Origin of the sequence: Enterobacter cloacae complex sp. P18RS, from assembly GCF_014982105.1 — a bacterium.
GTDB lineage: Bacteria > Pseudomonadota > Gammaproteobacteria > Enterobacterales > Enterobacteriaceae > Enterobacter > Enterobacter hormaechei_C.
Genome location: NZ_JADCKV010000014.1, coordinates 89,270 through 116,046, shown reverse-complemented (window position 1 = coordinate 116,046; position 26,777 = coordinate 89,270). Strand labels below are relative to the sequence as shown.

The following is a 26,777-nucleotide window of genomic DNA, read 5'->3' as shown; positions in this document are numbered from 1 at the left end:
AATAAGCACTTGTCAGGCTGGCAACCACACAGCGACCCGCAAACTGACGTTTGCGGTTTGTTATTGCATTATGGCGCTGTGAGATGCGTGTTTGTCGGGCGGTTATTTGCGCCCGGAATGGCCGAAGCCGCCTTCGCCACGGTCGGTAGCGTCGAAGTCTGCCACCAGGTTAAATTCTGCCTGCACCACCGGTACAAACACCATCTGCGCGATACGCTCGCCCGGCTCAATGGTGAAGCTGTACTGGCCACGGTTCCAGACGGATACCATCAGCTGACCCTGATAGTCAGAATCGATCAGGCCGACCAGATTACCCAGCACGACGCCATGCTTGTGGCCCAGGCCAGAGCGCGGCAGGATCACCGCTGCCAGTGACGGGTCAGCAATGTGAATCGCCAGCCCGGTCGGGATCAGGGTCGTTGCACCCGGCGCCAGTTCTACGGCGTCATCAAGACAGGCGCGCAGGTCAAGACCGGCAGAGCCGGAGGTGGCATACGTTGGCAGCGGAAATTGCTCGCCAACGCGCGGGTCCAGAATCTTAACGTCGATTTTTTTCATCATAACGGGTAACGATCTCGTCCAGTAAGTGTTGGCCCAGGAGTTCTTTGCGCTCAAGCGGTAAGACTTTATCTCCATCCTGCCAGAAAAGGTGCAATGCGTTGTTGTCGCTGTTAAATCCTTGCGTGGACAGCGATACGTCGTTCGCGCAAATCAAATCGAGGTTTTTGCGGGTACGTTTTTGCCGGGCATATTCTTCCACATTATTCGTTTCTGCGGCAAACCCAACAACGTAAGGTCGATGAGTTTTCAATGCGGCGACACCGGCAACGATATCCGGGTTCTTCACCATTTTTATTGTTAATTCATCACCTTGCTTTTTAATTTTAGCGTCGGCAATGGTTTCGGCGCGGTAATCAGCGACGGCCGCACAGCCGATAAAAATATGCTGCTGTTGAGCATGTGCCTGTACGGCGGCTTCCATTTCCAGCGCGGTCGTTACATCAATACGCTGCACAAACGCAGGGGTGGTAAGCGACACCGGGCCGCTCACTAGCGTGACGTTCGCGCCGCGTTTGGCTGCCGCGGCAGCAATCGCAAAGCCCATTTTGCCGGAGCTGTGGTTGGTGATGTAACGCACCGGATCCAGCGGCTCGCGCGTGGGGCCCGCGGTAATCATGATGTTGAGATGTTGCAGATCGTTGACAGGCGAGAAATGGGCGGCGGCCATATCAACAATCGTCAATGGGTCGAGCATACGCCCTGGCCCAACGTCGCCGCAGGCCTGGCTGCCACTGTCCGGTCCCCAAATCAGCAGGCCGCGCGAGGCCAGCGTGTCCAGATTATGCTGGGTAGCGGCGTTGCGGTACATCTGCTGGTTCATTGCGGGCACAACCGCGACGGGCGCAGGCGTGGCGAGGCAAATGGTCGTTACCAGATCGTTCGCCATACCGGCTGCCACGCGGGCAATTAAATCTGCCGTGGCGGGGGCAAGGATAACCAGATCGGCCCATTTCCCCAGCTCAATGTGGCCCATTGCGGCTTCGGCTGCCGGGTCGAGCAGGCTGTCGGATACCGGGTATCCCGAGACGGCTTGCAGGCTCAGCGGGGTGATAAAGGCTTTGCCGCCTTCGGTGATCGCGACCCGTACGTCGGCCCCGCGCTCGCGCAAACGGCGCACCAGGTCTGGCGTTTTATAGGCAGCAATACCGCCGCTGACGCCAAGAACGATTTTTTTACCGGCCAGGCTCATCATGATTCTTTCCTGTTGGGTTTCACCAGAGAGCGGGCATTTTATCACAATCCCTAAAACGGGGTGATGATGTCCTTAATTCACTTTGCGAGGCGTTACGCAAGAACGAAATGCCAGCGTCGAACCCCGAATTTGCCTGTGGCAGCATAATGGCAAACAGAAGGAGGCCGGGCATGGAAGAGACTGAACTGCTGTTACCGCGTGAAAAAATGCTGCGTCATGGCGTCACGTTGTTAAAGGACGACGAGCTGCTGGCGCTCTTTTTACGCACAGGCACGCCGGGGAAAACGGTATTTACGCTGGCGAAAGAACTGATAGACCATTTCGGTTCACTGTATGGATTGCTGACCGCTGAGCTGGAGGCGTTTACGCACGTTGAGGGCATTGGCGTGGCGAAATATGCCCAGTTACGGGGCATTGCCGAGCTGGCCCGGCGATTTTACAACGTGCGTATGGAGGAAGAAGACCCGATCCTCACCCCCGACATGACCCGCGAATTTCTGCAAAGCCAGCTCTCCGATCTGGAGCGGGAGATCTTTATGGTGATCTTTCTCGATAACAAAAACCGGGTACTGAAACATACCCGCCTTTTTTCGGGAACATTGAGCCACGTTGAGGTGCATCCGCGTGAAATTGTGCGGGAAGCGATAAAAGTGAATGCAGCCGGCGTGATCCTCGCGCATAATCACCCCTCTGGCTGTGCAGAACCAAGCAGAGCTGACAAAGCAATTACCGAACGTATTATCAAATGCTGTCAATTCATGGACATTCGTGTGCTGGACCATCTGATAATTGGCCGCGGAGAGTACATTTCTTTTGCCGAACGTGGCTGGATTTAGGCCTTTTCTCGCGATCCATCGGGATCTTTGTCTGTTCGGGACTTGAGCACACCGCCGAGTCAGCGTATACTACGCCACCTTTGAGAATCTCGGGTTTGGCATTTGGGCCTGGCAATCGAGAGTTCAATAGAACTATGCGATGACCGGGCTGTAAAGCCTGACGAGGCGCCGATACCCCATACGAAGCTCGAGCTAATTTGATTTTTGGAGAATAGACATGTCCCGAGTCTGCCAAGTTACTGGCAAGCGTCCGGTGACCGGTAACAACCGTTCCCACGCACTGAACGCGACTAAACGCCGTTTCCTGCCGAACCTGCACTCTCACCGTTTCTGGGTTGAGAGCGAGAAGCGTTTTGTCACCCTGCGCGTATCTGCTAAAGGTATGCGTGTAATCGATAAGAAAGGCATCGATACAGTTCTGTCCGAACTGCGTGCCCGTGGCGAAAAGTACTAAGTACTTAAAGAGGAAATAAATCATGGCTAAAGGTATTCGCGAGAAAATCAAGCTGGTTTCTTCTGCTGGTACAGGTCACTTCTACACCACCACGAAGAACAAACGTACTAAGCCGGAAAAACTGGAACTGAAAAAATTCGATCCAGTTGTACGCCAGCACGTACTGTACAAAGAAGCTAAAATCAAATAATTTTAGTCTCCTTGTATTGAAAAACCCCGCAACTGCGGGGTTTTTTGCATTCTGCATCTCAACGGAGGAACCATGCCTGAATTACCTGAGGTAGAGACCAGCCGCCGCGGCATTGAGCCCCATCTGGTTGGCGCGACTATTCTTCATGCTGTCGTTCGCAACGGGCGTCTGCGCTGGCCGGTGTCCGATGAGATCCACGCGTTAAGCGACAAACCCGTCCTGAGCGTGCAGCGCCGCGCGAAATACCTGCTGCTGGAGCTGCCTGACGGCTGGATCATTATCCATCTGGGCATGTCGGGAAGCCTGCGCATCCTCACCGAAGAGTTGCCTGCGGAAAAGCACGACCACGTTGATCTGGTGATGAGTAACGGCAAAGTGCTGCGTTACACCGACCCGCGTCGCTTTGGCGCATGGCTGTGGACCAAAGAGCTGGAAGGACACAACGTGCTGGCGCATCTCGGACCTGAGCCGCTGTCAGAGGCGTTTAACGCGGATTATCTCAAAGAGAAGTGCGCGAAAAAGAAAACCCCGATTAAACCCTGGCTGATGGATAACAAGCTGGTGGTGGGCGTGGGAAATATCTATGCCAGCGAATCGTTGTTTGCCGCCGGGATCCATCCCGATCGGCTGGCCTCCTCGCTGTCGGCGCAGGAGTGCGAGCTGCTGGTCAGAGTAATTAAAGCGGTACTGCTGCGCTCAATTGAGCAGGGCGGGACGACGCTGAAGGATTTCCTGCAAAGCGACGGGAAGCCGGGCTATTTTGCGCAGGAGTTGCAGGTTTATGGCCGTAAGGGTGAGCCGTGCAGAGCCTGCGGGACGCCGATTATTGCCACGAAGCACGCTCAGCGCGCCACGTTTTACTGCCGTCAGTGCCAGAAGTAGGGTTACTTTAGCTTTTCCATCAACGCCTGGTGGACGTTAACCGGCAGGAAGTGGGTAACGTCCCCGTGATGGCGCGCCACCTCTTTCACCAGTGAGGAAGAGATGAAGGACCACTCTTTGGAGGGCATCAGGAATACGCTCTCCAGCTCCGGCATCAGATGGCGGTTCATGTGTGCCAGCTGCATCTCATATTCGAAGTCTGCTACCGCGCGAAGACCGCGGATCAGGATATTGGCCTGCCGGTCACGGGCAAAGTTTGCCATCAAGTCGCTGAATCCGACGACCTCAACATTCGACAGATGCGAAATCGCATCGGTGGCAAGCTGCACGCGTTCGTTCAGGTCGAACATCGGCTTTTTGCTCGGGCTGGCGGCAATGGCCAGAATCACCTTGTCGAACATACACGCCGCACGGGTGATGATATCAAGATGACCGTTAGTGATCGGATCGAAGGTACCCGGATAAATCGCTTTTGTGCTCATGGCTCACGTTTTCTCTGAGTAGCCGCGGTTCAGCGCCCACAGCTCGGTGTATTTGTTGAAAGTATACTGGGCATTCACTACGGCCAGTAACCAGCCCTGTTTGCCGTCCAGCACGCCGCCACGCAGCAGCAGCGTTTTCAGAAACGCGCCCAGCGTGTGGGTGAAGATGCCGGTCAGCGTGGCCTTCTTGCCGCGCGTATGCCGCTCCTGTGCCCAGGCGGTGGCATAGTTCAGCTGTTTCCGCTGGAAGCTGGCGAAATCGCGGCAGGTCAGATGAAGCAGATCGCCCGTCAGAGGGATGACCTGAGCGCTATCGCAGGCCAGAGATTCATGGACCAGGTTGTCGTTGTACTGATAACGCTCGCGCGCATAGAGGCGCATCACGCGGTCGGGGTACCAGCCGCTGTGGCGCATAAAGCGGCCCAGGAAATAGTTACGACGCGCGATACTGTAGACCGCGCCGGGCTGTGGCGCGGCAAGCACCGTTTGAATGGCCTGTCGGAGTTCCGGGGTGACGCGCTCATCGGTATCGATCATCAACACGTAATCGCCCGTGGCGTAACCCTGCGCACGCTGGCGCTGAATACCGTAGCCCTGCCAGTCGGTGTCGGTAAAGACTTTTGCCCCGGCTGCACGGGCAACGTCCGCCGTGTTGTCCGTACTTCCGGAGTCGAGAATGACGATTTCGTCAGCCCAGGCAACAGAGGCCAGGCAATCCGGAAGCAGGTCGGCGGCGTTTTTGGCGATCATCACGACCGACAGACGCGTTGACATTAGTGGCTCCGCTGCGGCAGGTAAGGTTGCAGAAGTTGCAGCAGACGGGTCAGCGCCCCCTGGTTCTGATGCAGGACTTCAACGGCGTGACGACCGTACCACAGGCGGTAATCTTCGTCAGTCAGAAGGGTAGAGACCTCTTTGACCACCGAATCCGCGTCGGTCACGGTGATTAAGCCATCGGCTTGCTGCAATTTCGCGCAGATATCTTTGAAGTTAAACGTGTGTGGCCCCATCAGTACGGGGATGGCGTGGGCTGCTGGCTCCAGCGGGTTATGACCACCGCGCTCCACCAGGCTTCCGCCAACGAATGCAAGATCGGCGATCCCGTACAGCAGCATCAGTTCGCCCATCGTATCGCCAATCACCACCTGCGTGCTGCCAGAGGGGATTTCGCCGCTGCTGCGCAGGGTGAAGCTGAAACCGCCTTTTTGCACCATCTCGCGGGCATCTTTAAAACGCTCAGGATGGCGAGGAACCAGAATCAGCAGTAAATCAGGGAATTTTTCCAGCAGCTGGCGGTGAGCCTGAAGAATAATGGCTTCTTCGCCATCATGGGTGCTGGTGGCAATCCAGACCTGGCGACGCGGCGCCCACTGACGACGCAGTGTTACCGCACGGGCGGCGAGTTCAGGGGTGACGGAAATATCGAACTTCAGGCTACCCGTGACCGCAAGCTGGTTGCGCTTCAGGCCGAGGGCGATAAAGCGCGCGGCATCTTCTTCGTTCTGCGCGGCGATCAGCGTGATTTTGCTGAGCAGGCGACGCATAAATTTACCCAGCTTGCCGTACCCTTTCGCCGAGCGTTCCGACAGACGCGCGTTGGCGATAACCAAAGGAATTTTACGGGCATGCAGGGCGGAAATCATATTCGGCCACAGTTCGGTTTCCATGACGATCACCAGTTTAGGGCGCACGGTATTCAGGAAACGGTTCATGGCGCAGGGGAGATCGTACGGCAGGTAGACGTGATGCACGTCTTTACCGAAGGCAGACATCACGCGCTCTGAGCCGGTTGGCGTCATCGTGGTGACGGTGATGGGCAGTGACGGATAACGGTGGCGCAGGGCACGCACCAGTGGAATGGCGGCCAGCGTTTCCCCGACTGACACGGAATGCAGCAGAATACCGTCCGGCGCCACTTTATTGCGGCAGTAGCCATAACGTTCGGCCCAGCGTTTACGGTACGCAGGCGCTTTACGGCTACGAAGCAACAGTCGCAGCCACACCAGTGGCTGAATGATGTAGAGCAGGGCGGTATACAACAATTCCAAGCGATTATCCGTTTTTTTAGTTTCGGCCGGGAAATTCTAAGCATTTAAGCGTGCTAAAGCTATCTCTTATGCCAGATACCGTTTTAAACGGAAGTAGCGCCGGCCCAGGCGCCAGCGCAAACGCGGGCTTTTGGCACTTTTCCAGATGAGCTTCCAGATCCCGGTGTCGAAGAACTCTTTGATTATCATTGATTTCTTCGCCTCATCCTTCATGTTGTCGAAGGTATGAATAATTCCCAGACCCTCTTTAGCGATTTGCCAGTAACAGGCCGGGATATTTTTCACTTTATCCGGGTAGCGCTGGTTAATGGCATCAAGCATCTTCAGGATCTTCATATAATGGCGCGCAGAGCGAATCAGCGTGTCGTCATTATCCGGGGTGTGCGATACCGAGGCGGAGTGAATGTAGTAGTCGTAAAAGCGTTCGCTGGTGTACTGAACGCGTTCCGCGGCAAGCAGCACCTCAGTCGTCCACGGGATATCCTGATGGCGCAGGCCTGGCTCGAAACGGAAGCCGTGCTGACGAATAAAATCGTGACGATAGATATTCAGCCAGGTCACATGCAGGAACTTACGTGAATCCAGCGCCTTTTTTAACCATGCCGCGCCATTCATGACGCCCGTTGAGGCGAGCTTATCTTCAGGGAAGATAGGGCGAGACGGTTTTTTGTTATTTTCCCAGACGTAGTTGCCATTGCAGGTGGCGACATCCAGGTTCTGCGTGACGGCCATATCCAGCAGACGCTGGTACATGCCGGGTTTGAAGACATCATCAATATCCGGGAAAGAGAGATACTGCCCGGTCGCAACGGCCAGGCCAGTATTACGCGCGATGGACACGCCCTGATTAGGTTGTTCAATAACCTGCATCTGTGGCAGCTTTTCGCGCCATTTTTCGACAATCTGCATCGAGCGGTCAGTGGAACCGTCATTCACGATGATGACTTCCATACTGTCGATGTGTTGATTTACAAGGCAGGTAAAGAACTGATCGAGAAAAGCTTCACCGTTATAAACGGCCACCACCACGCTTAATAAAGGCGCTGAATTTTGCATATGAAACCTGATTATTTTTGGTTGTCGACCAAAGCAATGTATTGCTGGCAAATGGCGTTGATACCGAACGATGCGATCGTTTCGCGATCAACAACCGGCGGAGAGGCATACAGTTCTGCCAGTGTTTTCGCCAGTGATTCGTCGGTTAACGCTGTCAGACCACGCGCCAGGGGGCCAGTAAGGATCTCAGCAGGGCCGCCAGGGCAGTTTGTACTCACCGGTGGGGTCTGACAGATAATGGACTCTACCAGTACATTACCAAAACCTTCGCAGTCGGAACTTAACACTAAAAGGCGTGCCCCTTTGATCCACGGGTAGGGGTTGGTTTCGAACGGGCGGAAGACGATCTTGTTTTCAATTCCCAGCTTAGCGGCAAGCTGTTTGAGCTGATTTATTTTCGCGTCAGAACCTTTGCCCATCAACACCAACGATGCGTCGATCTTGCTCAGCGCAAACGCCCGCAGCAGCCTGTCGTGACGTTTGTGTTCATGAAAACGGCCAACGTGGATAATGTAATCCTGCCCCTGCATCTCAAAGGGCGCTTCCGCCAGACGCTGAATTTCAGGGATATCAAAGGGGTTATGGATAACCGCTTTGCGCCGCAGGGGGATCGCGAGTACTTCAGACAGATCGTGCAGCACGGCGCCGGATACCGCCACCACGTTGCGGTTTTCATAGGTATGACGGATCTTATAATGCTTAAACCAGCGAGAAATCCCGCTGCGATGGCGCAAATAGGAGAAGGAGAACATCCCGTGTACGCAGAACCAGACCTTATCCCGATCCAGCACGCGGCTGTGCGCCACGATACGGTCGGTTTTATGCAGATGTGAGAACACGACGTCAAATTTACCGCTGCGTTCTGCCTGCTCGATGGCGCGATCCAGCAAACGGGCGCGACGCGGGATCTCGGTCAGCTTCCGCCAGGGTTTTTTACAGGTATCCTGCACAACCTGAAAATCGATGCCTTCCGGAATGGCGTAGTCGCACACCTTCCGTAAGGAGAAAAGGGTGACCTGATGCCCCAGTTCTGTCAGTCCGCTGGAGAGGGTGAGAACCGTTTTTTCGGCTCCTCCACCGGGTAAACCATCAATAATCATTAGGATGCGCATTATTAATCCAGTAATTTTTGATAAAGCGAAATAAGCTGACTTGATAGTTTTTCAGGGGTTGCTTCTCTGACGCGTTCACGCGCCGCAAGCCCCATATTGTTATTTTTTTCCAGTGAAGGGATGGACATGACGGCCTCCTTCAATGTGTGGATATCAAGTGCATCACAGTAAAACCCGTTCTGGCCTTGCTCAATAAATTCTGAACCACCGCAACTCTCTGACGTAATGACGGGCAAACCACAGGCCATCGCTTCAAGTATGACGTTAGGGAAAGGATCATACAGCGTCGGCAGCAGTAAACCATCAGAAAGCTGATAAAATGGCAGCGTCTCTTTTTGCATCCCCAGGAAACGGATTTGCCCCTCACAGCCTAATGAACGGGCGAGGTCGCGATAACGGCTTTCCGCTTTATCCTGACCGACCACAACCAGCCACGCCGAGGTTCCTGCTATAGCCCGAATAGCGCTTGCCAGCCCCTTACGTTCAAACCCTGAACCCACGAAGCAGAAAATGACGGCATCAGCGGGTAAGCCAAATTGCTGACGCAGTACAGCGCGTTGCCTCTCTTCTGCCGGAACGAAGCGGCTGGAATCTATTGAATTATAAATCACATGTATCTTTTTTGCGTCAATATCAAAGTCTTCGACGATTTCGCGCTTGATCATCTCCGCATTACAGATAACGGCTTTCAACTCGGGAGCCTGGTACATTTCACGTTCTGCGTGCATCACGTAGCGGTGATAGCGATCGTGCATAAGCAGCTTCGCGCGCCAGGCGGGGAGAATACGCGTACGCTGTAGCAGCCAGCGTCGATGTACACCATCCCCGGCGCGGTAAATATCGCAGCCCGGAATACGTTCGTGGCTCTGGACAATATCAAACTGCTGTTGCTGCCACAGCGCGCGCGCGGCGTGTGCAAAGCCGCGCTCACGGCTGATGCGGCCCCACTTTCGGGGATCGCAAATATGAATATGCCAGTCGTCCTGCTTTTCGCCCTGCCACTCGCGGGTGATGACGTTGAGCTCAAGATTTTGATTGCTCAGCGCGGTAAGTGCCCTGGAGACAAAACGTTCTGCTCCCCCATCCGGACGATATTTTTGGCGCACAATGGCCAGACGATGAAGCTTCATTGCAGGTATCTCCTTGCGGCGGAGACGACAACATCAACGGGGATGGCGTCGAGATAACGTTCCGTCGTTTTTGTATCAATGGCGTCAGGGTTGGGAAGCGGGCCGTAGTTACCTGCCCAGATGACCTCTCCGTTAACCTGCCATGGCGACCAGAACGTCAATTTTGACGGGCCAAACAGCGCCACGCAGGGCGTCTGAAGAGCGGCGGCCATGTGCATGGGTACGGAGTCAACGCCAATGAACAGGATCGCGTGATCGATTAGCGAGGCCAGCTGGCGCAGGGTTAACTGCCCTGCCAGCGATACAACACCCGTCTGCGGGGAGGCGGCAAGAATGCGGTCAATCATCGCCAGCTCTTTCTTGTCCGGTCCCGCCGTGAGGACGATAGTGTGGCCGTCCTGTTGCAACGCGGCGATAGTTTGCGCCATTTTGCCTTCATCCCAGCACTTAAAGAACCAGCGTGAAGTGGGTTGAATAACGATGTAGCGGTCTCCCACGCCCTTTTGCGACAGCTTTTGGTGAGCATGGCGCCAGTCATCCGCGCTGTAAGCCATGGTCACGGTAGGGTTGGCCATTACCGGCAGCGCTGACAGTATGGAGAGATTTTGTTCAACGGTGTGCAGCGACTGATGGCTGGCGACCGAGACCAGTTCACTGTGACAAAAACGCCAGAAGGCATTATTGCGCTTGTTAAAAGCGAACCCGAGCCGAACCGGTGCGCCGGTGAAGCGGGTAACAATCGCGCTGCGCCACTGATCGGCAAGATTGATCACCAGATGATAATGCTGAGCACGTAAAGCACGAAGCAACTGCCACTCTTTTTGCAGGTGCTTCAGCGTCCCCAGCTGCTTCCATTTACGATCGATACCATAGATCGTCCTGATTGCCGGATGCGCGGCGAGCATGTCTCGCGTCTCTTCATAGAGAAGCACGTCGATTTGGGCGTCAGGCCATTTCTGGCGTAATGAATTGATGACGGGGGTGGTGAGTAACATGTCACCATGATGGCGAAGTTTGATCAGTAAAATGCGCAAATCAGGCGTGTCAGGTAAGTTATTCATCATCATCTTATCGGCGTTGTACTATTGGCAATTCTAATAGACCTGGTAACGACTTGCACTCTTTCTCCATAATGTCAGGAATTTCCCTGGAAGGGTTTACTCCTGCTTTCGGGCGTGCGTAACATAGCGCTAACTATTTTGTCTTGCGGGCTCATTATGAAAAAACCAGCGTTTATCATCACGATCGATACCGAAGGGGATAATCTCTGGCAGAACCACCGGGTGATCAAAACGGAAAACGCGCGCTACCTGGCGCGGTTTCAGGCGCTTTGTGAACGCTTCGGCTTTAAGCCCGTCTGGCTGACCAACTACGAGATGGCAGTCGAACCGGTATTCATTGAGTTCGCGAAAGAGGTCATAGCCCGCGGCCAGGGTGAGGTGGGAATGCATCTCCATGCCTGGAATAGCCCTCCGGAGCACGATCTGACCGGTGATGACTGGCGCTGGCAGCCTTATCTGATTGAGTTTTCAGACGAGGTCATGCGTGAGAAAGTGCTCTTCATGACCCGCTTACTGGAAGAGACTTTCCAGACAAAAATGCTCAGCCATCGCGCCGGGCGCTGGGCATTCGACAGCCGTTACGCCCAGTTGCTGATTGAGCTGGGGTATCAGGTAGATTGTTCCGTTACGCCGCGCGTGAACTGGCGCAACGCGAAAGGTGCCCCGCAGGGTAATGGCGGAACGAATTACCAGCATTTTCCCGATAGTGCCTACTTTTTGGACGTAGACGACATTTCCCGGCCGGGAAACAGCCCTCTCCTTGAAGTGCCGATGAGCATCCAGTATAAACACCCGGCATGGCTGAATTCCCTGAAGCAGGGTTATGATCGTCTGCGCGGTAAATACCGTTCTCCGTCAGTTAACTGGTTACGTCCGTCCGGAGGAAATGCGGCGGAGATGATTAAGGTTGCGCAGCAGTGCCTGGCTCAGGGGAATGACTACGTGGAATTCATGCTGCATTCGTCGGAATTTATGCCTGGCGGGAGCCCTACTTTTAAAGACGAGGCCGCGATTGAGGGGCTGTATCAGGATCTGGAGCAACTCTTTACCTGGTTATCAGATAAGACCGTGGGGATGACGCTGGCGGAGTTTTACCAGTACAAAAAATAGTTATGCCCGCCAGGCGTATTGAGTCGTTAGGTGTGGTTTTATTTTTTCCATAACGCCTCAATAACCCTTTTTTTGTAGCTAAAACGAACATCGGTGGACAGGAAAAAAGACAATGTATACATGGTCTTTACGCGTTGTTTCACGAGCTGCAATTGTTGGTCTGTCAGACAGGACCGATGGTTGCTGTAAATATCAAACCAGTGGCAATTGACGAGATGTTTGTAGCGTGACGGAAATTTTCTTTCCATCTGTAACGTGCATTCGACAAGCGTTGAAATTTTGCTGGCGTCCAGACTGCTCGACAAACTGTCGCGACGCTTGATGTAATAATAATGCCCCTGGCGTTGATAGGCTATTTTGCTCGATTGCATCAACATTCCCGGGAAGACAGCGAAATCCTCATAACATAACATCGGAGGTATGGGATTTTTCTCGTAAAGGCTACGATGAATAAACTGGCCAATGAGATGTGCCTGAAAGTCTTTATGACGTAAGAAACGAGTAATTGCTTCATGTTGTGACAATGGCACAGGATTAAATCCCTGCCAGTCTGACGTTATTTTCCGGGGATCGCGAATCTCAAGCAAACGAGTCAGTAACATGTCCGGACGTTGCGCTTTCAGGAAGGCTATTGCGTCCCTGAGGCTGCCCGGCTTTAAGCAATCATCACTGTCGAGCATCGTAATATACTCACCCGATGCCAGCGCGACAGCGCTGTTTCTTACCCGGCCTACGTTACGAAAGTTCACGGTGCGCGTTATGATCTGAGGAAATTTCGGCGACCACTCATCAATTATTGCCTGCGTGGCATCCTCAGAACTGTCATTGAAAATAATAATTTCAGTGTCCTGATCGGTTGCTGCCAGCAGGCTTGAAAGCGTGGCGTGCAGCGTAGCTTCAGCGTTATGCGCAGCAATAATGACGCTTAAAAAAGCCATAAAAATTAGTTTCCTTGAGCGTCGGTAGCGCTAGCCAGTGAGCGGGCTTTTGGTAATGTACGGATAAACTGCTGAAGATCGTTTAACGCGGAGTCAGTGACAGAGAATAGCGCTTCCCGTTCTTGCGGGAAGTAATAGCGCGTTTCAAACACATAAGAACAAATGTTATCGTCATTCCCGATCAGCATCACATTGCCAAGCGGACGCTGTTCATAGTGACAACACGGTCCAAACAGCAGGACCACCGGCACGCCGACGGCGTCTGCGATGTAGACATTCCCCGAGTCAGACGCGATATAGCAGTCCATCTTAGAAATGGCCCAGGGAAGCTCTTCCAGCGAAATTTTGCCAATAAGATTGATAAAATTGGGGATGTCACCGTAAAGACGGGTGATATCGTCCATCCACGACTGTTCGTTTGGCGCGCCGAAGACATAAAACTCGCAGGGTAAATCAGCAAGTTGATCAACAATCCGCTTCCAGATAACCGGAGGGACGGTTTTGGCTTTATTGCCCGCCGCAATACTGATGCCGATGCGGATAACGCCAGGTTTATCAAGAATGGCCGGCCAGGTCGTCGGCTTGAAGAGTGGCTTTGTGGCGTGCTTGGGAGAGTCTTGCCACGTGAGCGAGCGGTCGGCCAGTTTCAGGTAGTTCGTCACCGAAAGCGTTTTTTTGCCATGCTCAACGGTGCCGTCGGCTGCGAGATAGAAAATCCCGTGATACCACCTGCGCGTGTAAATGCTTAAAAATTGTTTGTTTTTGGCATTGCAGACGGCGGCAAAAAAGAGGTTCACGCTGTTGGGCTGTAGCAGGTAGACGTTGTCGTAGCGGTTCATGATCCTGCACGCGAAGCACAGTTTACGCCACAGGTTGCGCTTATGCTGCTCAATAAAATAGATCTGCTCAATAGTCTCATCATGCTTCGCCAGCGCGCCAACGCTGCGACTGATCAACACATCGCTTTTTTGCAGATATGCCAGAAGAGGCGTCGCATTAATAAAGTCACCGATTTTGGCTGTCTGAATGACAAGGTTTTTGCCCGTGTCCTTTCGAAACAGCTTCCGGATGAGTTTCACCGGAAAGAGTAAAATCAGCAGAAATACATAACTCATGGGTTAAATATCCCTGTTGGAAAGCCGATGGCTGCCCTGTAAAAATGAAAAAATAGCATCTGCGCTAATATCCTTCGTTTGTTGCGTAGGGCTAACCATCTGATGCTGGTTTTTACCGTAACCCCCGATCAACCCCGGATCGGTCGGGCCGAAAATCGTGATATTAGGACGATCCAGTGCGGCGGTTAAATGGCTTAACCCTGTATCCACAGAAACGACGGCGTTAGCGCCCGCCAGCTGTGCGGCAACCTGCGCCAGCGTGAGTTTGGGTAACACCTCGACGTGGGAAAAACCTGCTGCCAGACGTTCCGCTCGCTGCCGCTCATGTTCAGCGCCCCACGGGAGTTTAATATGGATACCGCAAGGTTGCATTAGTTCAATCAGCCTTCTCCAGTGCGTTTCCGGCCAGTGCTTATCGTCGCGCGTTGTGGCATGCAGGAAGACCAGATAGGGCGCGATATCCTTGTCCGTTTCGCGCAGAAAATGCTGTGCGATGGCGTAGTCACCCTGGAGGTCGGGTTTTGCATAGCCGAGACTCTTAGCGAACAGCTCGCGGGTACGTTCCACGGCGTGCTGCTGCTTCGCAATATGGTGGCGACGATTATAGAACAGGCTCGCCAGCGGTTCGCGGGCGGTTTGCCAGTCCATGCCGTGCTTTACGCCGTGCGCCAGACGCGTGACCAGCGCGGCGCTTTTCACTAGCCCCTGGGCGTCGACGATCGCGTCGTAACGCCGGGCCTGCACCGCTTCGCGGAAGGCTTTGCGTTCGGCTTTAATCTGTGCGGAGAACCATGCTTTGCGCCAGCGGCGAATGGCCACCGGGATCACGCGATCAACCGCTTCATGCCAGGTGGGGATCTGCGCGAAGCCTTCTTCCACCACCCAGTCAAAACGGATGCCGGGAATGGCCCGCATGGCGTCCGTCAGCGACGGCAGCGTATGCAGAACATCACCCATTGAGGAGGTTTTAACGATCAATACCCGCATCCGTTATCCTTCTTCGCTCAACAGCAGTGCGTTGAGTTCTTCGAGAACACGCTGCGGGGTAATGTCGATCAGGCTCTGATGGTAACCTTCTGCGGCATCGCCTTTGCGCACCTTGTGGTAGCCGGTGATCAAACGGATCACGCGCGCCTTGTGCGACAGCGGCGGCGTGAAGTCCGGGCTGCTTGGGCCATACAGCGCGACCAGCGGGCGATCCAGCGCGGCGGCGACGTGCATCAGGCCAGAGTCGTTACTGACCACGGCCTTACAGGCGGCAATCAGGATAACCGCCTGCTCGAGCTGCGTTTCCCCGGCCAGGTTTCGGCACCATGCCTGTTGCTCGGTGCTCAGCGTGGCGAGAATTTCATTGCCCGCCTCATGATCTTTCGCCGAGCCAAACAGCACAATCTGATAGCCTTCATCGATAAGCTGTTTCGCCAGCTCTGCATAGTGATAGTGCGGCCAGCGTTTTGCCGGACCGAATTCTGCGCCAGGGCAGAACCCAATCATCGGGCGTTCGGACGAAATGCCAAATGCGTTGCAGGTGTGGGATTTCTCCCCATCGCTTACCTGGAGCTGCGGCCACAGCAGCGGCTGCGGCAGATCTTTCGCGCTGCGCATCACGCCTTTGTCGTAGGCCAGCGCCACGTAGCGCTCCACCATCAGCGGCCAGGCCTCTTTATCCAGCACCCGGGCGTCGTTCAGCAGGCCGTAGCGCATTTCACCGCGCCAGCCGGTACGGTGCGGGATGCCCGCAAAGAAGGGCACAAGGGCGGATTTGAAGGAGTTAGGCAGCACGTACGCGCGGTCATAGCGTTTCTCGCGCAGGCTGTGGCCGAGTTTGCGGCGTTCACCGATTTCCAGCGCCCCGTGTCCGAGCGGCATCGGGATCGCCTCGTTCACTTCCGGCATACGCGATAACAGCGGACGGCACCATGCGGGTGCCATCACGTCGATTATCGCCTGGGGATAACGCGCCTTGAGCGTGCGATAGAGACTTTGCGACATCATCATGTCGCCCACCCATGACGGGCCGATCACCAGAATTTTCATGCTTATGCGTCGCGGTTCAGCCAGGCCATATATTCCGTTACGCCTTCGGCAACGGTCTTGAACGGCTTGTCGTAGCCTGCGGCGCGCAGGTTAGTCAGGTCCGCCTGGGTGAATGCCTGGTAGCGGCCTTTCAGCTTATCCGGGAACGGAATGTACTCGATGCTGCCTTTCTTATGGTACGCCAGCGTCGCGTCTGCCACCGCCTGGAAGGATTCCGCGCGGCCGGTGCCCAGGTTGAAAATGCCGGACACGCCATTTTCCAGGAACCACAGGTTTACTGCCGCCACATCGCCCACGTAGACGAAGTCACGCTTGAAGCCGTCGCTGCCTTCGAACAGTTTCGGGCTTTCGCCGTTATTTAATTGGGTGTTCAGGTGGAACGCCACGCTCGCCATGCTGCCTTTGTGGCCTTCGCGCGGCCCGTAGACGTTGAAGTAGCGGAAGCCGACAATCTGCGAGTTCGCTTCTGGCAGGATCTGACGTACGTACTCATCAAACAGGAACTTGGAGTAACCGTAAACGTTCAGCGGCTGCTCATATTCGCGGGATTCGATGAAATCTGAAGTGCGCCCACCGTAAGTTGCCGCGGAAGAGGCGTACAGGAACGGAATTTCACGCTCCAGGCAGTAGTGCAGGAGCTCTTTGGAGTACTGATAGTTGTTATCCATCATGTACTTGCCGTCCCACTCGGTGGTGGAGGAGCACGCACCTTCGTGGAAGATGGCTTCGATCTCGCCGAACTCTTCACCCGCCATAATCTGGATAAGGAAGTCTTCTTTATCCATGTAGTCAGCGATGTTCAGATCCACCAGGTTCACGAACTTGGTGCCGTCTTTCAGGTTGTCTACCACCAGAATGTCGGTGATGCCTTTGTCATTGAGGGCCTTAACAATATTGCTGCCGATAAAGCCCGCGCCGCCAGTAACGATGATCATAACTGTAACCTTTGAAGTATGAGTCGGGGAATATCCCGAACGCTAATCTCTTTATCATATCATCACAATGCTCAGGCTTCAGCCATTCACCGATATGCAGCAGGGGTACGCGTGATTTATGCTGCAAAAACGAGAAGAGATACTGCGTCATCTCGTCATGAACTATTGGTTTGGGTAATATGTGCCAAAATTTGCCGAGTCTGGAGAATTGCAATGCGTGGTGATTTTTACAAACAGTTAAACAGCGACCTCGACACCGCACGTGCGGAAGGGTTGTTCAAAGAAGAGCGTATTATCACGTCTGCCCAGCAGGCGGACATCACCGTTGCCGACGGCAGCCATGTGATCAACTTTTGCGCGAACAACTATTTAGGTCTTGCGAATCACCCTGAGCTAATTGCCGCGGCGAAAAACGGCATGGACACCCACGGTTTCGGTATGGCCTCCGTTCGCTTTATCTGCGGTACGCAGGACAGCCACAAGCAGCTTGAGCAAAAGCTGGCGAACTTCCTCGGAATGGAAGACGCGATTCTGTACTCCTCCTGCTTCGACGCCAACGGCGGTCTGTTTGAGACCTTGCTCGGCGCAGAAGACGCGATTATCTCCGACGCCCTGAACCACGCCTCCATCATCGACGGCGTACGCCTGTGCAAAGCGAAGCGTTTCCGCTACGCCAACAACGACATGGTGGAGCTGGAAGCGCGCCTGAAAGAGGCCCGTGAAGCGGGGGCTCGCCACGTCCTGATCGCCACCGACGGCGTGTTCTCCATGGACGGTGTGATCGCCAACCTGAAGGGCGTGTGCGATCTGGCGGATAAATACGACGCGCTGGTGATGGTGGATGACTCTCACGCGGTCGGTTTTGTCGGCGAAAACGGTCGTGGCTCCCACGAATACTGCGACGTAATGGGCCGCGTGGATATCATCACCGGTACGCTGGGCAAAGCGCTCGGCGGCGCGTCTGGCGGCTACACCGCCGCGCGTAAAGAGGTGGTCGAGTGGCTGCGCCAGCGCTCCCGCCCGTATCTGTTCTCCAACTCCCTGGCGCCGGCGATTGTGGCTGCCTCCATTAAAGTGCTGGAGATGGTGGAATCCGGAGCTGAGCTACGCGACCGCCTGTGGGCTAACGCCCGCCTGTTCCGTGAAAAAATGAGTGCCGCAGGATTCACCCTGGCCGGTGCCGATCACGCGATCATTCCGGTGATGCTGGGCGACGCGGTTGTCGCGCAGAAATTTGCTCGTGAGCTTCAGAAAGAAGGGATTTACGTGACCGGGTTCTTCTTCCCGGTGGTACCAAAAGGTCAGGCGCGTATCCGCACCCAGATGTCTGCGGCGCACTCGCCTGAACAAATTGAACGTGCGGTGGAAGCCTTTACCCGCATCGGCAAACAGCTGGGCGTCATTGCCTGAGGACGTATGATGAAAGCGTTATCCAAACTGAAAGCGGAAGAAGGGATTTGGATGACCGACGTGCCGGAGCCGGAAGTCGGTCATAACGATCTGCTGATCAAAATTCGTAAAACCGCCATCTGCGGTACTGACGTTCACATCTACAACTGGGACCAGTGGTCACAGAAAACCATTCCGGTACCGATGGTTGTCGGTCACGAATATGTCGGCGAAGTGGTGGGTATCGGCCAGGAAGTAAAAGGCTTCAACATTGGCGATCGCGTCTCCGGTGAAGGCCACATTACCTGCGGTCACTGCCGTAACTGTCGCGGTGGGCGTACCCACCTGTGCCGCAACACCGTCGGCGTGGGCGTGAACCGTCCGGGCTGCTTCGCGGAATACCTGGTGATCCCGGCGTTTAACGCGTTCAAAATCCCGGACAATATCTCTGACGATCTGGCCTCCATCTTCGACCCGTTCGGCAACGCGGTACACACGGCGCTCTCCTTCGACCTGGTGGGTGAAGACGTGCTGGTTTCCGGTGCGGGCCCCATCGGCATTATGGCGGCAGCCGTGGCGAAGCATGTGGGTGCGCGCAACGTGGTGATCACCGACGTGAACGAATACCGCCTGTCGCTGGCGCGCAAAATGGGCGTCACCCGCGCGGTGGATGTCTCGAAAGAGAGCCTGACCGATGTGATGGAAGAGCTGGGCATGACCGAAGGCTTTGACGTGGGTCTGGAGATGTCCGGCGCGCCACCGGCGTTCCGCACCATGCTCGACACCATGAACCACGGTGGCCGTATCGCGATGCTGGGTATTCCGCCGTCAGATATGTCCATTGACTGGAACAAAGTCATCTTCAAGGGGCTGTTCATTAAGGGCATCTATGGCCGTGAGATGTTCGAAACCTGGTACAAGATGGCCGCGCTGATCCAGTCCGGTCTGGATCTGTCCCCGATTATCACTCACCGTTTCTCCATCGATGAGTTCCAGCAGGGCTTTGACGCAATGCGGTCCGGCCAGTCAGGGAAAGTGATCCTGAGCTGGGATAAGTAATTAAAAAGGGGCCAGCGGCCCCTTTTTTTAATGATTCTTTTTCTCTTCGTCCGTCAGGTAACGCACCTTGCGGGTGTAGTCCTGCCCTTTGAACAGCAGCCTGTTATCCGGCGATTCCAGATACTTCTGCCATTCGGAAAGCGGGAAACCACCGTGCGCGCCAATCACCTCTTTCGGCACAACGGCTTCCTGACCGCCGATCTTCTTGGAGACCGGCCAGTTCATCCAGTCACCGAGGTTAACCGTTTTTACATCCAGCATGTCCAGCAGCGCAGCGAGCGGCAGCTGATCGGTCGGCGGCTGCGTGTCGTCCATCAGCTCCCAGGTATCCTGGAACAGCGTCAGCCACAGCGGGCAGATACGGCGCCAGGTCTTTTTGGTGGCGGCAAGAAACGCGCCGTTAACGTGATCGACCAGATACGGACGCACCGTTTCTTTGTAATATGCCGGCACTTTCTCCGCTGGCGCGCCGTCCAGCTTGGCAATCATTTTGCCCTGACGGAAGCTGGAGTAGATGTGCATATCCGCCATGTTGATCTCTGGCATTTTAAGCAGGTTGAGATCGGAGTCGATCATCAGCACACCTTCACCGCGCGCCTGCAACGGAGCGTTAAGCTTCACCAGACGACTGAGGTAGATCTGCTTATAGCGGTAACCTTCTTCACGTTTTGGAAGCGTGAGGGTAACAACGCGGGTTTTTGGCGGCAGCTCGCCGAAAGCGGATTCAGGCTGATCGCTGACGATAACAATCTCGCTGACGTCGGTGGCATAACGCTCTGCAAAGGTCGCTGACAATAACGCCTCTTCGACGAAATCCGCGCCCGTACACGGGATCACAATGGAATCCACCGCAACGAGATCGCGCGTGACCGGAAGGGAAGCGTAAGGAATGTTATGACGCCCGGTAATGTGGCGGTAGCGAGCATTCAGGAATTTAAACATGTTCTTCTCGTTTGGTTATTGCGCGCCAAGAACGGCCTCGACACCGTTAACATAGCTTTCAATGGCATACATGTTGCAGACATTCTGGTGTGCGGCAGCGGCGAGCCGGGCGCGCAGAGCAGGATCCTGCCAGATATTATCCAGATGTTGAGCAAGTTGCGACACGTCGCTCCAGGGAAACAGCAGGCCGGTCGACTCATGATCGATCAATTCTGCCGTGCCGGTCACCTTTGAACCAATCACGGGAATATTCAGCAGCATTGCCTCCAGCACGACGCGCGGCAGGCCTTCGCTCTTCGAAGCCAGAATAAATGCGTCAAAGGTGGCGAGATAGTCAAAAGGCGTGTTCTGGAAACCGGTAAAAATGACGTGCTCAGCAATACCCAGCGCGTCAGCCTGTGCCGCCAGTGCGCCGCGCTCCGCCCCTTCACCGACCAGCACCATCTTCCATTTTGCCTGCGGGTGCCTCTGGCTGAACTGTGCCAGCGCCTCCAGCGTATGGTGGTTGGCTTTGCGAGGGATTAGCGAGCCAATGCTGCCGAACACAAACGTGTCGTCATCAATGTTCAGGCGCTGGCGCATCGCGCGTCGGTCGGGCAAAGGCTGGTGGATGTCGATAGCATTGTTGACCGTGGTACACAGCGCTGGCCGGACGCCATGCTGAAGCAACACGCGTTCAACGCCGTGCGAGACGGCGATGATTTTTGTGGCATGGGCATTGACCAGCTTCACCAGCGGCGGGGTCAGCACCGGTTCAATCCGGCAGTGCTGGATTATCCGCGCATGCAGGTTTGCGCCCGCCAGATACCCTTCTTCGTTAGAGCCTGGCTGGTTGTTCATATACAGCGTATCGAATCCACCTTCCCTGAAAATGGTCTCAATCTTGCTGACGTTGGGGCGAATGCGCCACAGGGTATCGATATGCCGCGTAAATGCTTTGCGCGCTGAACGCGAGAAAAACAGCAGACCACGTCCCGCTTCTTTCAGTAGTTTTGCCCATGCCGGTTGCTTACGTTGAGGGATAACGAGTAGCGGGATCCCAATGCTATTGAGCACCTGGCCAATCGTTTGACCTTCAGCACGACTATAATCACTGTAAAAACAACAAGTAATGTCGAATTTGTCGCGGTTGATTCGCTTCAGAAGCTCAAGCATACTGTTGGTACCTCCCCCCCATTCTTTGCCCGTGTCCAGGAGGAGGATTTTACGTTTTTGCGGCATGTCTGAATCCGTATGCTACCCTTCATCTGACCGCATTATAAAGAATTTACTGAAATAAAATAGATTTTTTGTATTCATTTGCCTTTTTATAAGCAAAGGTTTTAAACACGCTTATTTTAAAAGTGCGATTTAAGACTTTAATCGCCTCTTCTCAATTCGATAGTATGAGTGCAAAAATTTTATGTTGTTATTGAGAGAGTGAAAATATGTTTAAAATAACGGTCTGCTTATTAACGTTTAACTCCGAAAGAACGTTGCACGATGTTATTCCTCCTCTTTTAAAAATAGCAGATGAATTCGTTATAGTGGATTCCGGAAGTACAGACTCGACGATATATATTTGCCAGAGTTATGGATTGTCGCCCATATTCAAAAAATATAGCTGGCACGGCGAGCAGATGAACCATGCCGTATCCCATGCGCACAACGACTGGGTGCTGTGCATGGACAGTGACGAAATACTCGATCAAGAAACCGTTGATGCTATTTTAAAATTAAAAATGGGCGATGAACCCGAACCGGATATGGCGTGGCGGATATGTCGTCACTGGTTTGTTTTGGGAGAAAATGTCCGAACGATTTATCCCGTCTCATCACCGGATTATCCGGTGCGTCTTTTTAACCGTACGCAGTCGCGATTTAATAACCGGCCAGTAGACGATCAGGTTGAAGGTTTTCTCCGTTCTGAACGTATTCCAGGTTATGTCAGACATGATACGTTTTATTCGCTGCATGAACTTTTTAATAAATTAAACGGATATACCACTCGCCTGGTTCAATATCAGACGATACGTCCCTCTCTTGGTCGCGGCGCGATCAGCGCTATTGGCGCATTTTTCAAATGGTATCTGTTTAGCGGTGCGTGGCGTCAGGGCAAAGTAGGTGTGGTGACAGGGTTTTATGCCACGGCGTACAGTTTTTTGAAGTATTTCAAGGCCTGGTATCAGGATCGGGAAAAGAGAGAGTCCGTTGCAAAAGAGCAGTCGGACTCTTATCTGGCAGAATAGGCGTTAGCCGATCAGGCTTTTTTTCCCCAACCCTGCCACTGTTGCTGGACGTATTTAACCAGTGTACTGCTGCTGATGCTTTCGCCAATCACCGAGAAGAAGCGGGTTGCATAGACCGGTTCAGGCGGCTGTTTCAGCGTGCAGTTCTTCACGCCGCGGAATGGATTACGCGGCTGCGTTGCGGGTGGTTGCGCGCTACCCGGACGAGAAGTATCCACCTGAGGTTCATTGAGCAGATCGCTCGGACGCACCAGCGTAATATCGGCGGGTAAGCCCGGCAACATTTGCTGCAAAACGCGAACAGTAGACGGATGCGGATGCCCAATGGCAATCGCCGAACCGTTACGGCGCGCCAGCTGTACCGCGCGGTTGAACTGCACGCGGATATCCGCTTCGTTCTGGGAGTCGTCCAGGAATACTTTGCGCTTGATGACTTTTACACCCGTCCCCTGAGCGGCACGCATCGCCTGGCTGTTGCCGATGGTCATGCTGTCGAGGAAATAGAGATTGTAACGCTCCAGCGCCTGCATCACTTTCAGCATACCGTACAGGCTGGAGGTCATCGCGCTGCCCATATGGTTATTCAGACCCACGGCATACGGCACTTTATTGTACGCATCGCGGATGATGCGATCGATCTCGTCGCTGCTCATGTCCGGGCGCAGGGTATCTTTTTCCAACGGCTGCTTGCTGAGGGGGGCCATCGGCAGATGGATGAGGACCTGATGGCCGCCATTGTGCGCTTTGGTCGCCATTTCATGCGCGTGAGGCGCATTAGGCAGGACGGCGACAGAGATGGCTGGCGGCATCGCCAGCACCTGATTTTCATAGTGTGGTCGATAACCGAAGTCATCAATCACAATCGCGAGTTTGCCTGCATAAACCGGTGCAGCCAGCGCCAGTGCGCTGACTACGGAAACAACAATTCGACGAAATTGAAGCAAAACCTATCTTCCCAACCACGGCTGTGGATTGACCGCCTGACCCTGACGACGAATTTCGAAATAGAGTGACGGGCGGCCCTGACCGCCACTGCTGCCCACAAGGGCAATGGGTTGACCCGCGCGCACCTGAGTGCCAACGCTGACCAGCGCGCTCTGGTTGTAGCCGTAAAGACTCATATCGCCTTTACCGTGTTCAACCACCACCACGAGCCCATAACCCTGTAGCCAGTCGGCCAGGATCACGCGGCCATCGGCGATGGCTTTCACTTCGCTACCTTCAGACGCACCGATAACGATCCCCTTCCAACGTAGCTCACCCTGCAACTGTTCGCCATAGCGATGCAGGATCGTACCGCGAACGGGCCAGTAAGCCTGACCACGCGGGGAGCCGAGGCCGCCGGTACGCGACATCAGGGAACGTTCATTTTCAGTCGGTTTGTAGGTGGTGCCTTTCCGGGAGGCTTCCTGCTGCTTATTACGCACCGCCTGCGCTTCACGCGCTTCTTTTTCGGCGCGCGCTTTGGCCGCGGCTTCTGCCCGGGCAATGCTGTTACGCAGTCTGGATTCGTTGGCGCGCATTTCGCTCAGTTGGCTTTGTCCTGCCTGGATAGAGGACTCCAGCCCGGCGAGCGTCTTCTTACGCTCATTGCGCGCCTGCTCAAGCTTCTCCTGCTGCGCCTGCTGATCGTAGAGCAGCGTTTGCTGCTGGCTCTGCTTCTCTTCCAGCTCGGCTTTTTGCGTGGTGACTTCTTCGCGCGTCTGTTTCAGCTGCGCAATGGTCTCCTGACGCGCCTGGTTTAGATAGCCGAAATAGGCCTGTAAACGCTGACCACGCTGGCTCTCTTCACCGCTGAGGATCAGCTGAAGGCCTGTGTGCTCACCCTGACGGAAAGCAGCATCAAGCTGTGCAGCAAGGTTCCGCTCCTGGGCATCGCGCTGACGCTCCAGTTTCGCAATCGACGCGTTCATTTCATCGATTTGCTTATTGAGCTGGGCAAGGGTGTTTTGTGTTTCACGCAGCTTACGCGCGGCGGCGGAAATGGCCTCTTCCTGCTTTTTAAGCTGGGCGAGCAGGGTGGCGCGCTGCTGTTGCTGCTGACGTACCGCACGCTCTTTGGCGGCGATATCGGCCTGAATGGATTTAAGCTGATCGCGGTCATCCGCGTGGGCGGATGCGGCGCACAGCAATACGCCAGCGCTGAGTGCGCTGGCGCAAAGCAGAGGTCTGACTGATAACCGAAGCGGCTTCACGACCCATGTGATTGAAAAAATCGCCTTTCCCCTCATGGGGAGCGATTATTCCACGATGAACAGCGGCTTGCCAGTCATCTCTTCAGGGATTTCCATACCCATCAGCGACAACATGGTTGGCGCGATGTCGGAAAGCTTGCCGCCTTCCACAGCTTTCACTGATTTATCACCTACATAAATCAGTGGAACAGGCAGGTTGGTATGGGCGGTATGCGCCTGACCGGTTGCCGGATCACGCATCTGTTCTGCGTTACCGTGGTCAGCGGTGATCAGCAGCTGGCCGCCCACGGATTCAACCGCTTTTGCGACCTGCTCAACGCAGTGGTCCAGCGCTTCAACAGCTTTAACGGCTGCTTCCATCACGCCGGTGTGGCCCACCATGTCGCCATTCGGATAGTTACAGATGATGGTGTCGTATTTACCGCTTTCGATCGCGGCCACCAGTTTTTCGGTCAGCTCCGCAGAGCTCATTTCTGGCTGGAGATCGTAAGTGGCGACTTTCGGCGAGTTAATCAGGATGCGGTCTTCGCCTTTAAACGGCTCTTCTACGCCGCCGTTAAAGAAGAAGGTCACGTGCGCATACTTCTCAGTTTCGGAGATGCGCAACTGCGTTTTATCGTTTTTCGCCATCCACTCGCCGAAGGTATTTTCCAGGGAAGCGGGTGGATACGCGCATGGGGCTTTGATATCCGCTGCATACTCAGTCAACTGGATGAAATCGATCTTCGCCACTTTCTTACGGGCGAAACCGTCGAAATCGCTGTTGACGAAGGCGCGGGTGATTTCGCGCGCGCGGTCAGCACGGAAGTTCATGAAGATCAGCGCATCGCCATCTTCCATGGCGGCATCGGCCTGGCCTTCAGCGCGGATCACGGTTGCCTTCACAAATTCGTCGTTTTCATCACGCGCGTAAGCCGCTTCCAGGCCTTCAACGGCGGTCGGGAACTGGAACTCACCTTTTGCCAGGGTCAGCAGATCATAGGCTTGCTCAACGCGGTCCCAGCGGTTGTCACGGTCCATGGCATAGTAACGGCCAACGATGGACGCCACGCGGCCTTTGCCCAGTGCGGCAAATTTATTTTCAAACGCTTTAAGAGAACCTTTTGCGCTGCGTGGCGGCGTATCGCGACCATCCAGGAAGGCGTGCAGATAGATTTTTTCCGCACCGCGCTCGGCGGCCAGTTCTACCATCGCCATGATGTGATCTTCGTGGCTGTGAACGCCGCCCGCAGAGAGCAGACCCATAATGTGAACGGCCTTGCCTGCGGCAACGGCTTTATCAACCGCTCCGGTGAGCGTTGGGTTGGCAAAGAATGTACGTTCTTTGATTTCAACGTCCAGGCGCGTCAGGTCCTGATAAACGATACGGCCCGCACCCAGGTTAACGTGACCCACTTCAGAGTTGCCCATCTGACGATCCGGCAGACCCACTTCCAGGCCAGACGCATCAATCAGGGTGTGGGGACGTTTTGCCCATAGCGCATCCATAACCGGGGTTTTGGCGTTGAAAATGGCGTTATCCTGTTGATCTTCACGGTAGCCATAGCCATCCAGAATCACCAGTACCATAGGTTTTTTAGAAACCGACATTGCGACAACCTCATGCTCAAGAGACAAAAAATTTGCGTAATTTTACTACAGCTGAATCGATAAAATAGCCGCAGAAGATCAAAGAAAGCGCGGGGGCAAGGCTGTTCTCAGGCCATTTTGAGGCTTTTTTTACGTGGCATGCCGCAGAAAATAGATTAGCTTTATGTCGCTGGCTGTATTTGCCACAGCGCACAGGTATACTCCTGTCCTGGTTTTTTTAATCACTTAGTCGGGA

At 54.5% G+C, this 26,777-nt stretch carries 27 protein-coding genes; 8 read left to right on the top strand and 19 right to left on the bottom strand.

The window, feature by feature from the left end:
* Nucleotides 1–102: 102 nt before the first annotated feature.
* Nucleotides 103–561, bottom strand: coding sequence for a dUTP diphosphatase (gene dut / locus INF61_RS11025; protein WP_193547766.1), 459 nt, complete (start codon nt 559–561; stop codon nt 103–105).
* The gene (coaBC, locus tag INF61_RS11020) at nt 539–1,750 is read right to left on the bottom strand and encodes a bifunctional phosphopantothenoylcysteine decarboxylase/phosphopantothenate--cysteine ligase CoaBC (RefSeq protein WP_123249610.1); all 1,212 of its coding nucleotides are present in this window, start codon (nt 1,748–1,750) and stop codon (nt 539–541) included. The genes dut and coaBC overlap by 23 nt, the downstream gene beginning before the upstream one ends.
* Before the next feature lie 173 nt (nt 1,751–1,923).
* Here coaBC and radC point away from each other — a divergent pair, with 173 nt between their 5' ends.
* The 4 genes from radC to mutM all read left to right on the top strand — a co-directional run bounded on the left by radC (nt 1,924) and on the right by mutM (nt 4,115).
* Nucleotides 1,924–2,589: a DNA repair protein RadC gene (gene radC, locus INF61_RS11015; RefSeq protein WP_006812419.1), complete on the top strand. Its 666-nt coding sequence runs from the start codon at nt 1,924–1,926 to the stop codon at nt 2,587–2,589.
* Between the two features lie 217 nt (nt 2,590–2,806).
* Nucleotides 2,807–3,043: a 50S ribosomal protein L28 gene (rpmB, locus tag INF61_RS11010; protein WP_002436699.1), complete on the top strand. Its 237-nt coding sequence runs from the start codon at nt 2,807–2,809 to the stop codon at nt 3,041–3,043.
* A gap of 22 nt (nt 3,044–3,065) precedes the next feature.
* The gene (gene rpmG / locus INF61_RS11005) at nt 3,066–3,233 is read left to right on the top strand and encodes a 50S ribosomal protein L33 (protein ID WP_003024094.1); all 168 of its coding nucleotides are present in this window, start codon (nt 3,066–3,068) and stop codon (nt 3,231–3,233) included.
* 72 nt (nt 3,234–3,305) lie between these two features.
* On the top strand, nt 3,306–4,115 hold the full coding sequence (gene mutM, locus INF61_RS11000; protein WP_003860879.1) for a bifunctional DNA-formamidopyrimidine glycosylase/DNA-(apurinic or apyrimidinic site) lyase: 810 nt from the start codon (nt 3,306–3,308) through the stop codon (nt 4,113–4,115).
* A gap of 2 nt (nt 4,116–4,117) precedes the next feature.
* Here mutM and coaD read toward each other — a convergent pair whose 3' ends face one another.
* The 7 genes from coaD to rfaQ form a co-directional block, all read right to left on the bottom strand.
* Complete coding sequence (gene coaD / locus INF61_RS10995; protein ID WP_015570040.1) at nt 4,118–4,597, bottom strand: pantetheine-phosphate adenylyltransferase; 480 nt, start codon at nt 4,595–4,597, stop codon at nt 4,118–4,120.
* Between the two features lie 3 nt (nt 4,598–4,600).
* Nucleotides 4,601–5,371, bottom strand: coding sequence for a glycosyltransferase family 2 protein (locus tag INF61_RS10990; RefSeq protein WP_015570039.1), 771 nt, complete (start codon nt 5,369–5,371; stop codon nt 4,601–4,603).
* The gene (waaA, locus tag INF61_RS10985) at nt 5,371–6,645 is read right to left on the bottom strand and encodes a lipid IV(A) 3-deoxy-D-manno-octulosonic acid transferase (protein WP_003860874.1); all 1,275 of its coding nucleotides are present in this window, start codon (nt 6,643–6,645) and stop codon (nt 5,371–5,373) included. The genes INF61_RS10990 and waaA overlap by 1 nt, the downstream gene beginning before the upstream one ends.
* A gap of 66 nt (nt 6,646–6,711) precedes the next feature.
* Nucleotides 6,712–7,701: a glycosyltransferase gene (locus INF61_RS10980; protein WP_015570038.1), complete on the bottom strand. Its 990-nt coding sequence runs from the start codon at nt 7,699–7,701 to the stop codon at nt 6,712–6,714.
* 11 nt (nt 7,702–7,712) lie between these two features.
* The gene (locus tag INF61_RS10975; protein WP_040117054.1) at nt 7,713–8,813 is read right to left on the bottom strand and encodes a glycosyltransferase; all 1,101 of its coding nucleotides are present in this window, start codon (nt 8,811–8,813) and stop codon (nt 7,713–7,715) included.
* A gap of 2 nt (nt 8,814–8,815) precedes the next feature.
* The gene (locus INF61_RS10970; RefSeq protein ID WP_015570036.1) at nt 8,816–9,943 is read right to left on the bottom strand and encodes a glycosyltransferase family 4 protein; all 1,128 of its coding nucleotides are present in this window, start codon (nt 9,941–9,943) and stop codon (nt 8,816–8,818) included.
* Nucleotides 9,940–11,010, bottom strand: coding sequence for a putative lipopolysaccharide heptosyltransferase III (gene rfaQ / locus INF61_RS10965; RefSeq protein ID WP_060460063.1), 1,071 nt, complete (start codon nt 11,008–11,010; stop codon nt 9,940–9,942). Before rfaQ ends, INF61_RS10970 begins: the two co-directional genes overlap by 4 nt.
* Before the next feature lie 150 nt (nt 11,011–11,160).
* On the opposite strand from rfaQ, the gene INF61_RS10960 reads away from it, so the two are divergent.
* Nucleotides 11,161–12,114 (top strand): polysaccharide deacetylase family protein, encoded by a 954-nt coding sequence (locus tag INF61_RS10960; RefSeq protein WP_032646773.1) that lies wholly within the window; start codon nt 11,161–11,163, stop codon nt 12,112–12,114.
* A gap of 38 nt (nt 12,115–12,152) precedes the next feature.
* Here INF61_RS10960 and INF61_RS10955 read toward each other — a convergent pair whose 3' ends face one another.
* The 5 genes from INF61_RS10955 to rfaD are packed head-to-tail and all read right to left on the bottom strand — an operon-like array spanning nt 12,153 to nt 17,139.
* Nucleotides 12,153–13,052: a glycosyltransferase family 2 protein gene (locus tag INF61_RS10955; RefSeq protein WP_193547765.1), complete on the bottom strand. Its 900-nt coding sequence runs from the start codon at nt 13,050–13,052 to the stop codon at nt 12,153–12,155.
* Between the two features lie 5 nt (nt 13,053–13,057).
* Entirely contained in the window at nt 13,058–14,167 is a 1,110-nt protein-coding gene (locus INF61_RS10950; RefSeq protein ID WP_193547764.1) for a glycosyltransferase family 9 protein, read from the bottom strand.
* 3 nt (nt 14,168–14,170) lie between these two features.
* Nucleotides 14,171–15,154 (bottom strand): lipopolysaccharide heptosyltransferase RfaC, encoded by a 984-nt coding sequence (rfaC, locus tag INF61_RS10945; protein ID WP_032646779.1) that lies wholly within the window; start codon nt 15,152–15,154, stop codon nt 14,171–14,173.
* A gap of 3 nt (nt 15,155–15,157) precedes the next feature.
* Nucleotides 15,158–16,204 (bottom strand): ADP-heptose--LPS heptosyltransferase RfaF, encoded by a 1,047-nt coding sequence (gene rfaF, locus INF61_RS10940; RefSeq protein WP_015570031.1) that lies wholly within the window; start codon nt 16,202–16,204, stop codon nt 15,158–15,160.
* A gap of 2 nt (nt 16,205–16,206) precedes the next feature.
* Nucleotides 16,207–17,139: an ADP-glyceromanno-heptose 6-epimerase gene (gene rfaD / locus INF61_RS10935; protein ID WP_003860858.1), complete on the bottom strand. Its 933-nt coding sequence runs from the start codon at nt 17,137–17,139 to the stop codon at nt 16,207–16,209.
* 213 nt (nt 17,140–17,352) lie between these two features.
* Here rfaD and kbl point away from each other — a divergent pair, with 213 nt between their 5' ends.
* Together kbl and tdh are read left to right on the top strand one after the other, a co-directional pair.
* On the top strand, nt 17,353–18,549 hold the full coding sequence (kbl, locus tag INF61_RS10930) for a glycine C-acetyltransferase (protein ID WP_015570030.1): 1,197 nt from the start codon (nt 17,353–17,355) through the stop codon (nt 18,547–18,549).
* Nucleotides 18,550–18,558: 9 nt separating this feature from the next.
* Complete coding sequence (gene tdh, locus INF61_RS10925) at nt 18,559–19,587, top strand: L-threonine 3-dehydrogenase (protein WP_017383610.1); 1,029 nt, start codon at nt 18,559–18,561, stop codon at nt 19,585–19,587.
* Nucleotides 19,588–19,614: 27 nt separating this feature from the next.
* Here tdh and INF61_RS10920 read toward each other — a convergent pair whose 3' ends face one another.
* Complete coding sequence (locus INF61_RS10920) at nt 19,615–20,529, bottom strand: hypothetical protein (protein ID WP_063138718.1); 915 nt, start codon at nt 20,527–20,529, stop codon at nt 19,615–19,617.
* A gap of 15 nt (nt 20,530–20,544) precedes the next feature.
* On the bottom strand, nt 20,545–21,750 hold the full coding sequence (locus INF61_RS10915; protein WP_017693957.1) for a glycosyltransferase: 1,206 nt from the start codon (nt 21,748–21,750) through the stop codon (nt 20,545–20,547).
* Between the two features lie 206 nt (nt 21,751–21,956).
* Between INF61_RS10915 and INF61_RS10910 the strand changes: the two genes are divergently transcribed.
* On the top strand, nt 21,957–22,757 hold the full coding sequence (locus tag INF61_RS10910) for a glycosyltransferase family 2 protein (RefSeq protein ID WP_023295721.1): 801 nt from the start codon (nt 21,957–21,959) through the stop codon (nt 22,755–22,757).
* A gap of 11 nt (nt 22,758–22,768) precedes the next feature.
* On the opposite strand, the gene INF61_RS10905 is transcribed toward INF61_RS10910, so the two are convergent.
* The 3 genes from INF61_RS10905 to gpmM are packed head-to-tail and all read right to left on the bottom strand — an operon-like array spanning nt 22,769 to nt 26,542.
* Nucleotides 22,769–23,701, bottom strand: a complete 933-nt coding sequence (locus INF61_RS10905) for a divergent polysaccharide deacetylase family protein (protein WP_017693955.1) — start codon at nt 23,699–23,701, stop codon at nt 22,769–22,771.
* Nucleotides 23,702–23,704: 3 nt separating this feature from the next.
* Nucleotides 23,705–24,964 (bottom strand): murein hydrolase activator EnvC, encoded by a 1,260-nt coding sequence (envC, locus tag INF61_RS10900; protein ID WP_026094345.1) that lies wholly within the window; start codon nt 24,962–24,964, stop codon nt 23,705–23,707.
* A gap of 33 nt (nt 24,965–24,997) precedes the next feature.
* Entirely contained in the window at nt 24,998–26,542 is a 1,545-nt protein-coding gene (gpmM, locus tag INF61_RS10895; RefSeq protein ID WP_040117060.1) for a 2,3-bisphosphoglycerate-independent phosphoglycerate mutase, read from the bottom strand.
* Nucleotides 26,543–26,777 lie beyond the last annotated feature (235 nt).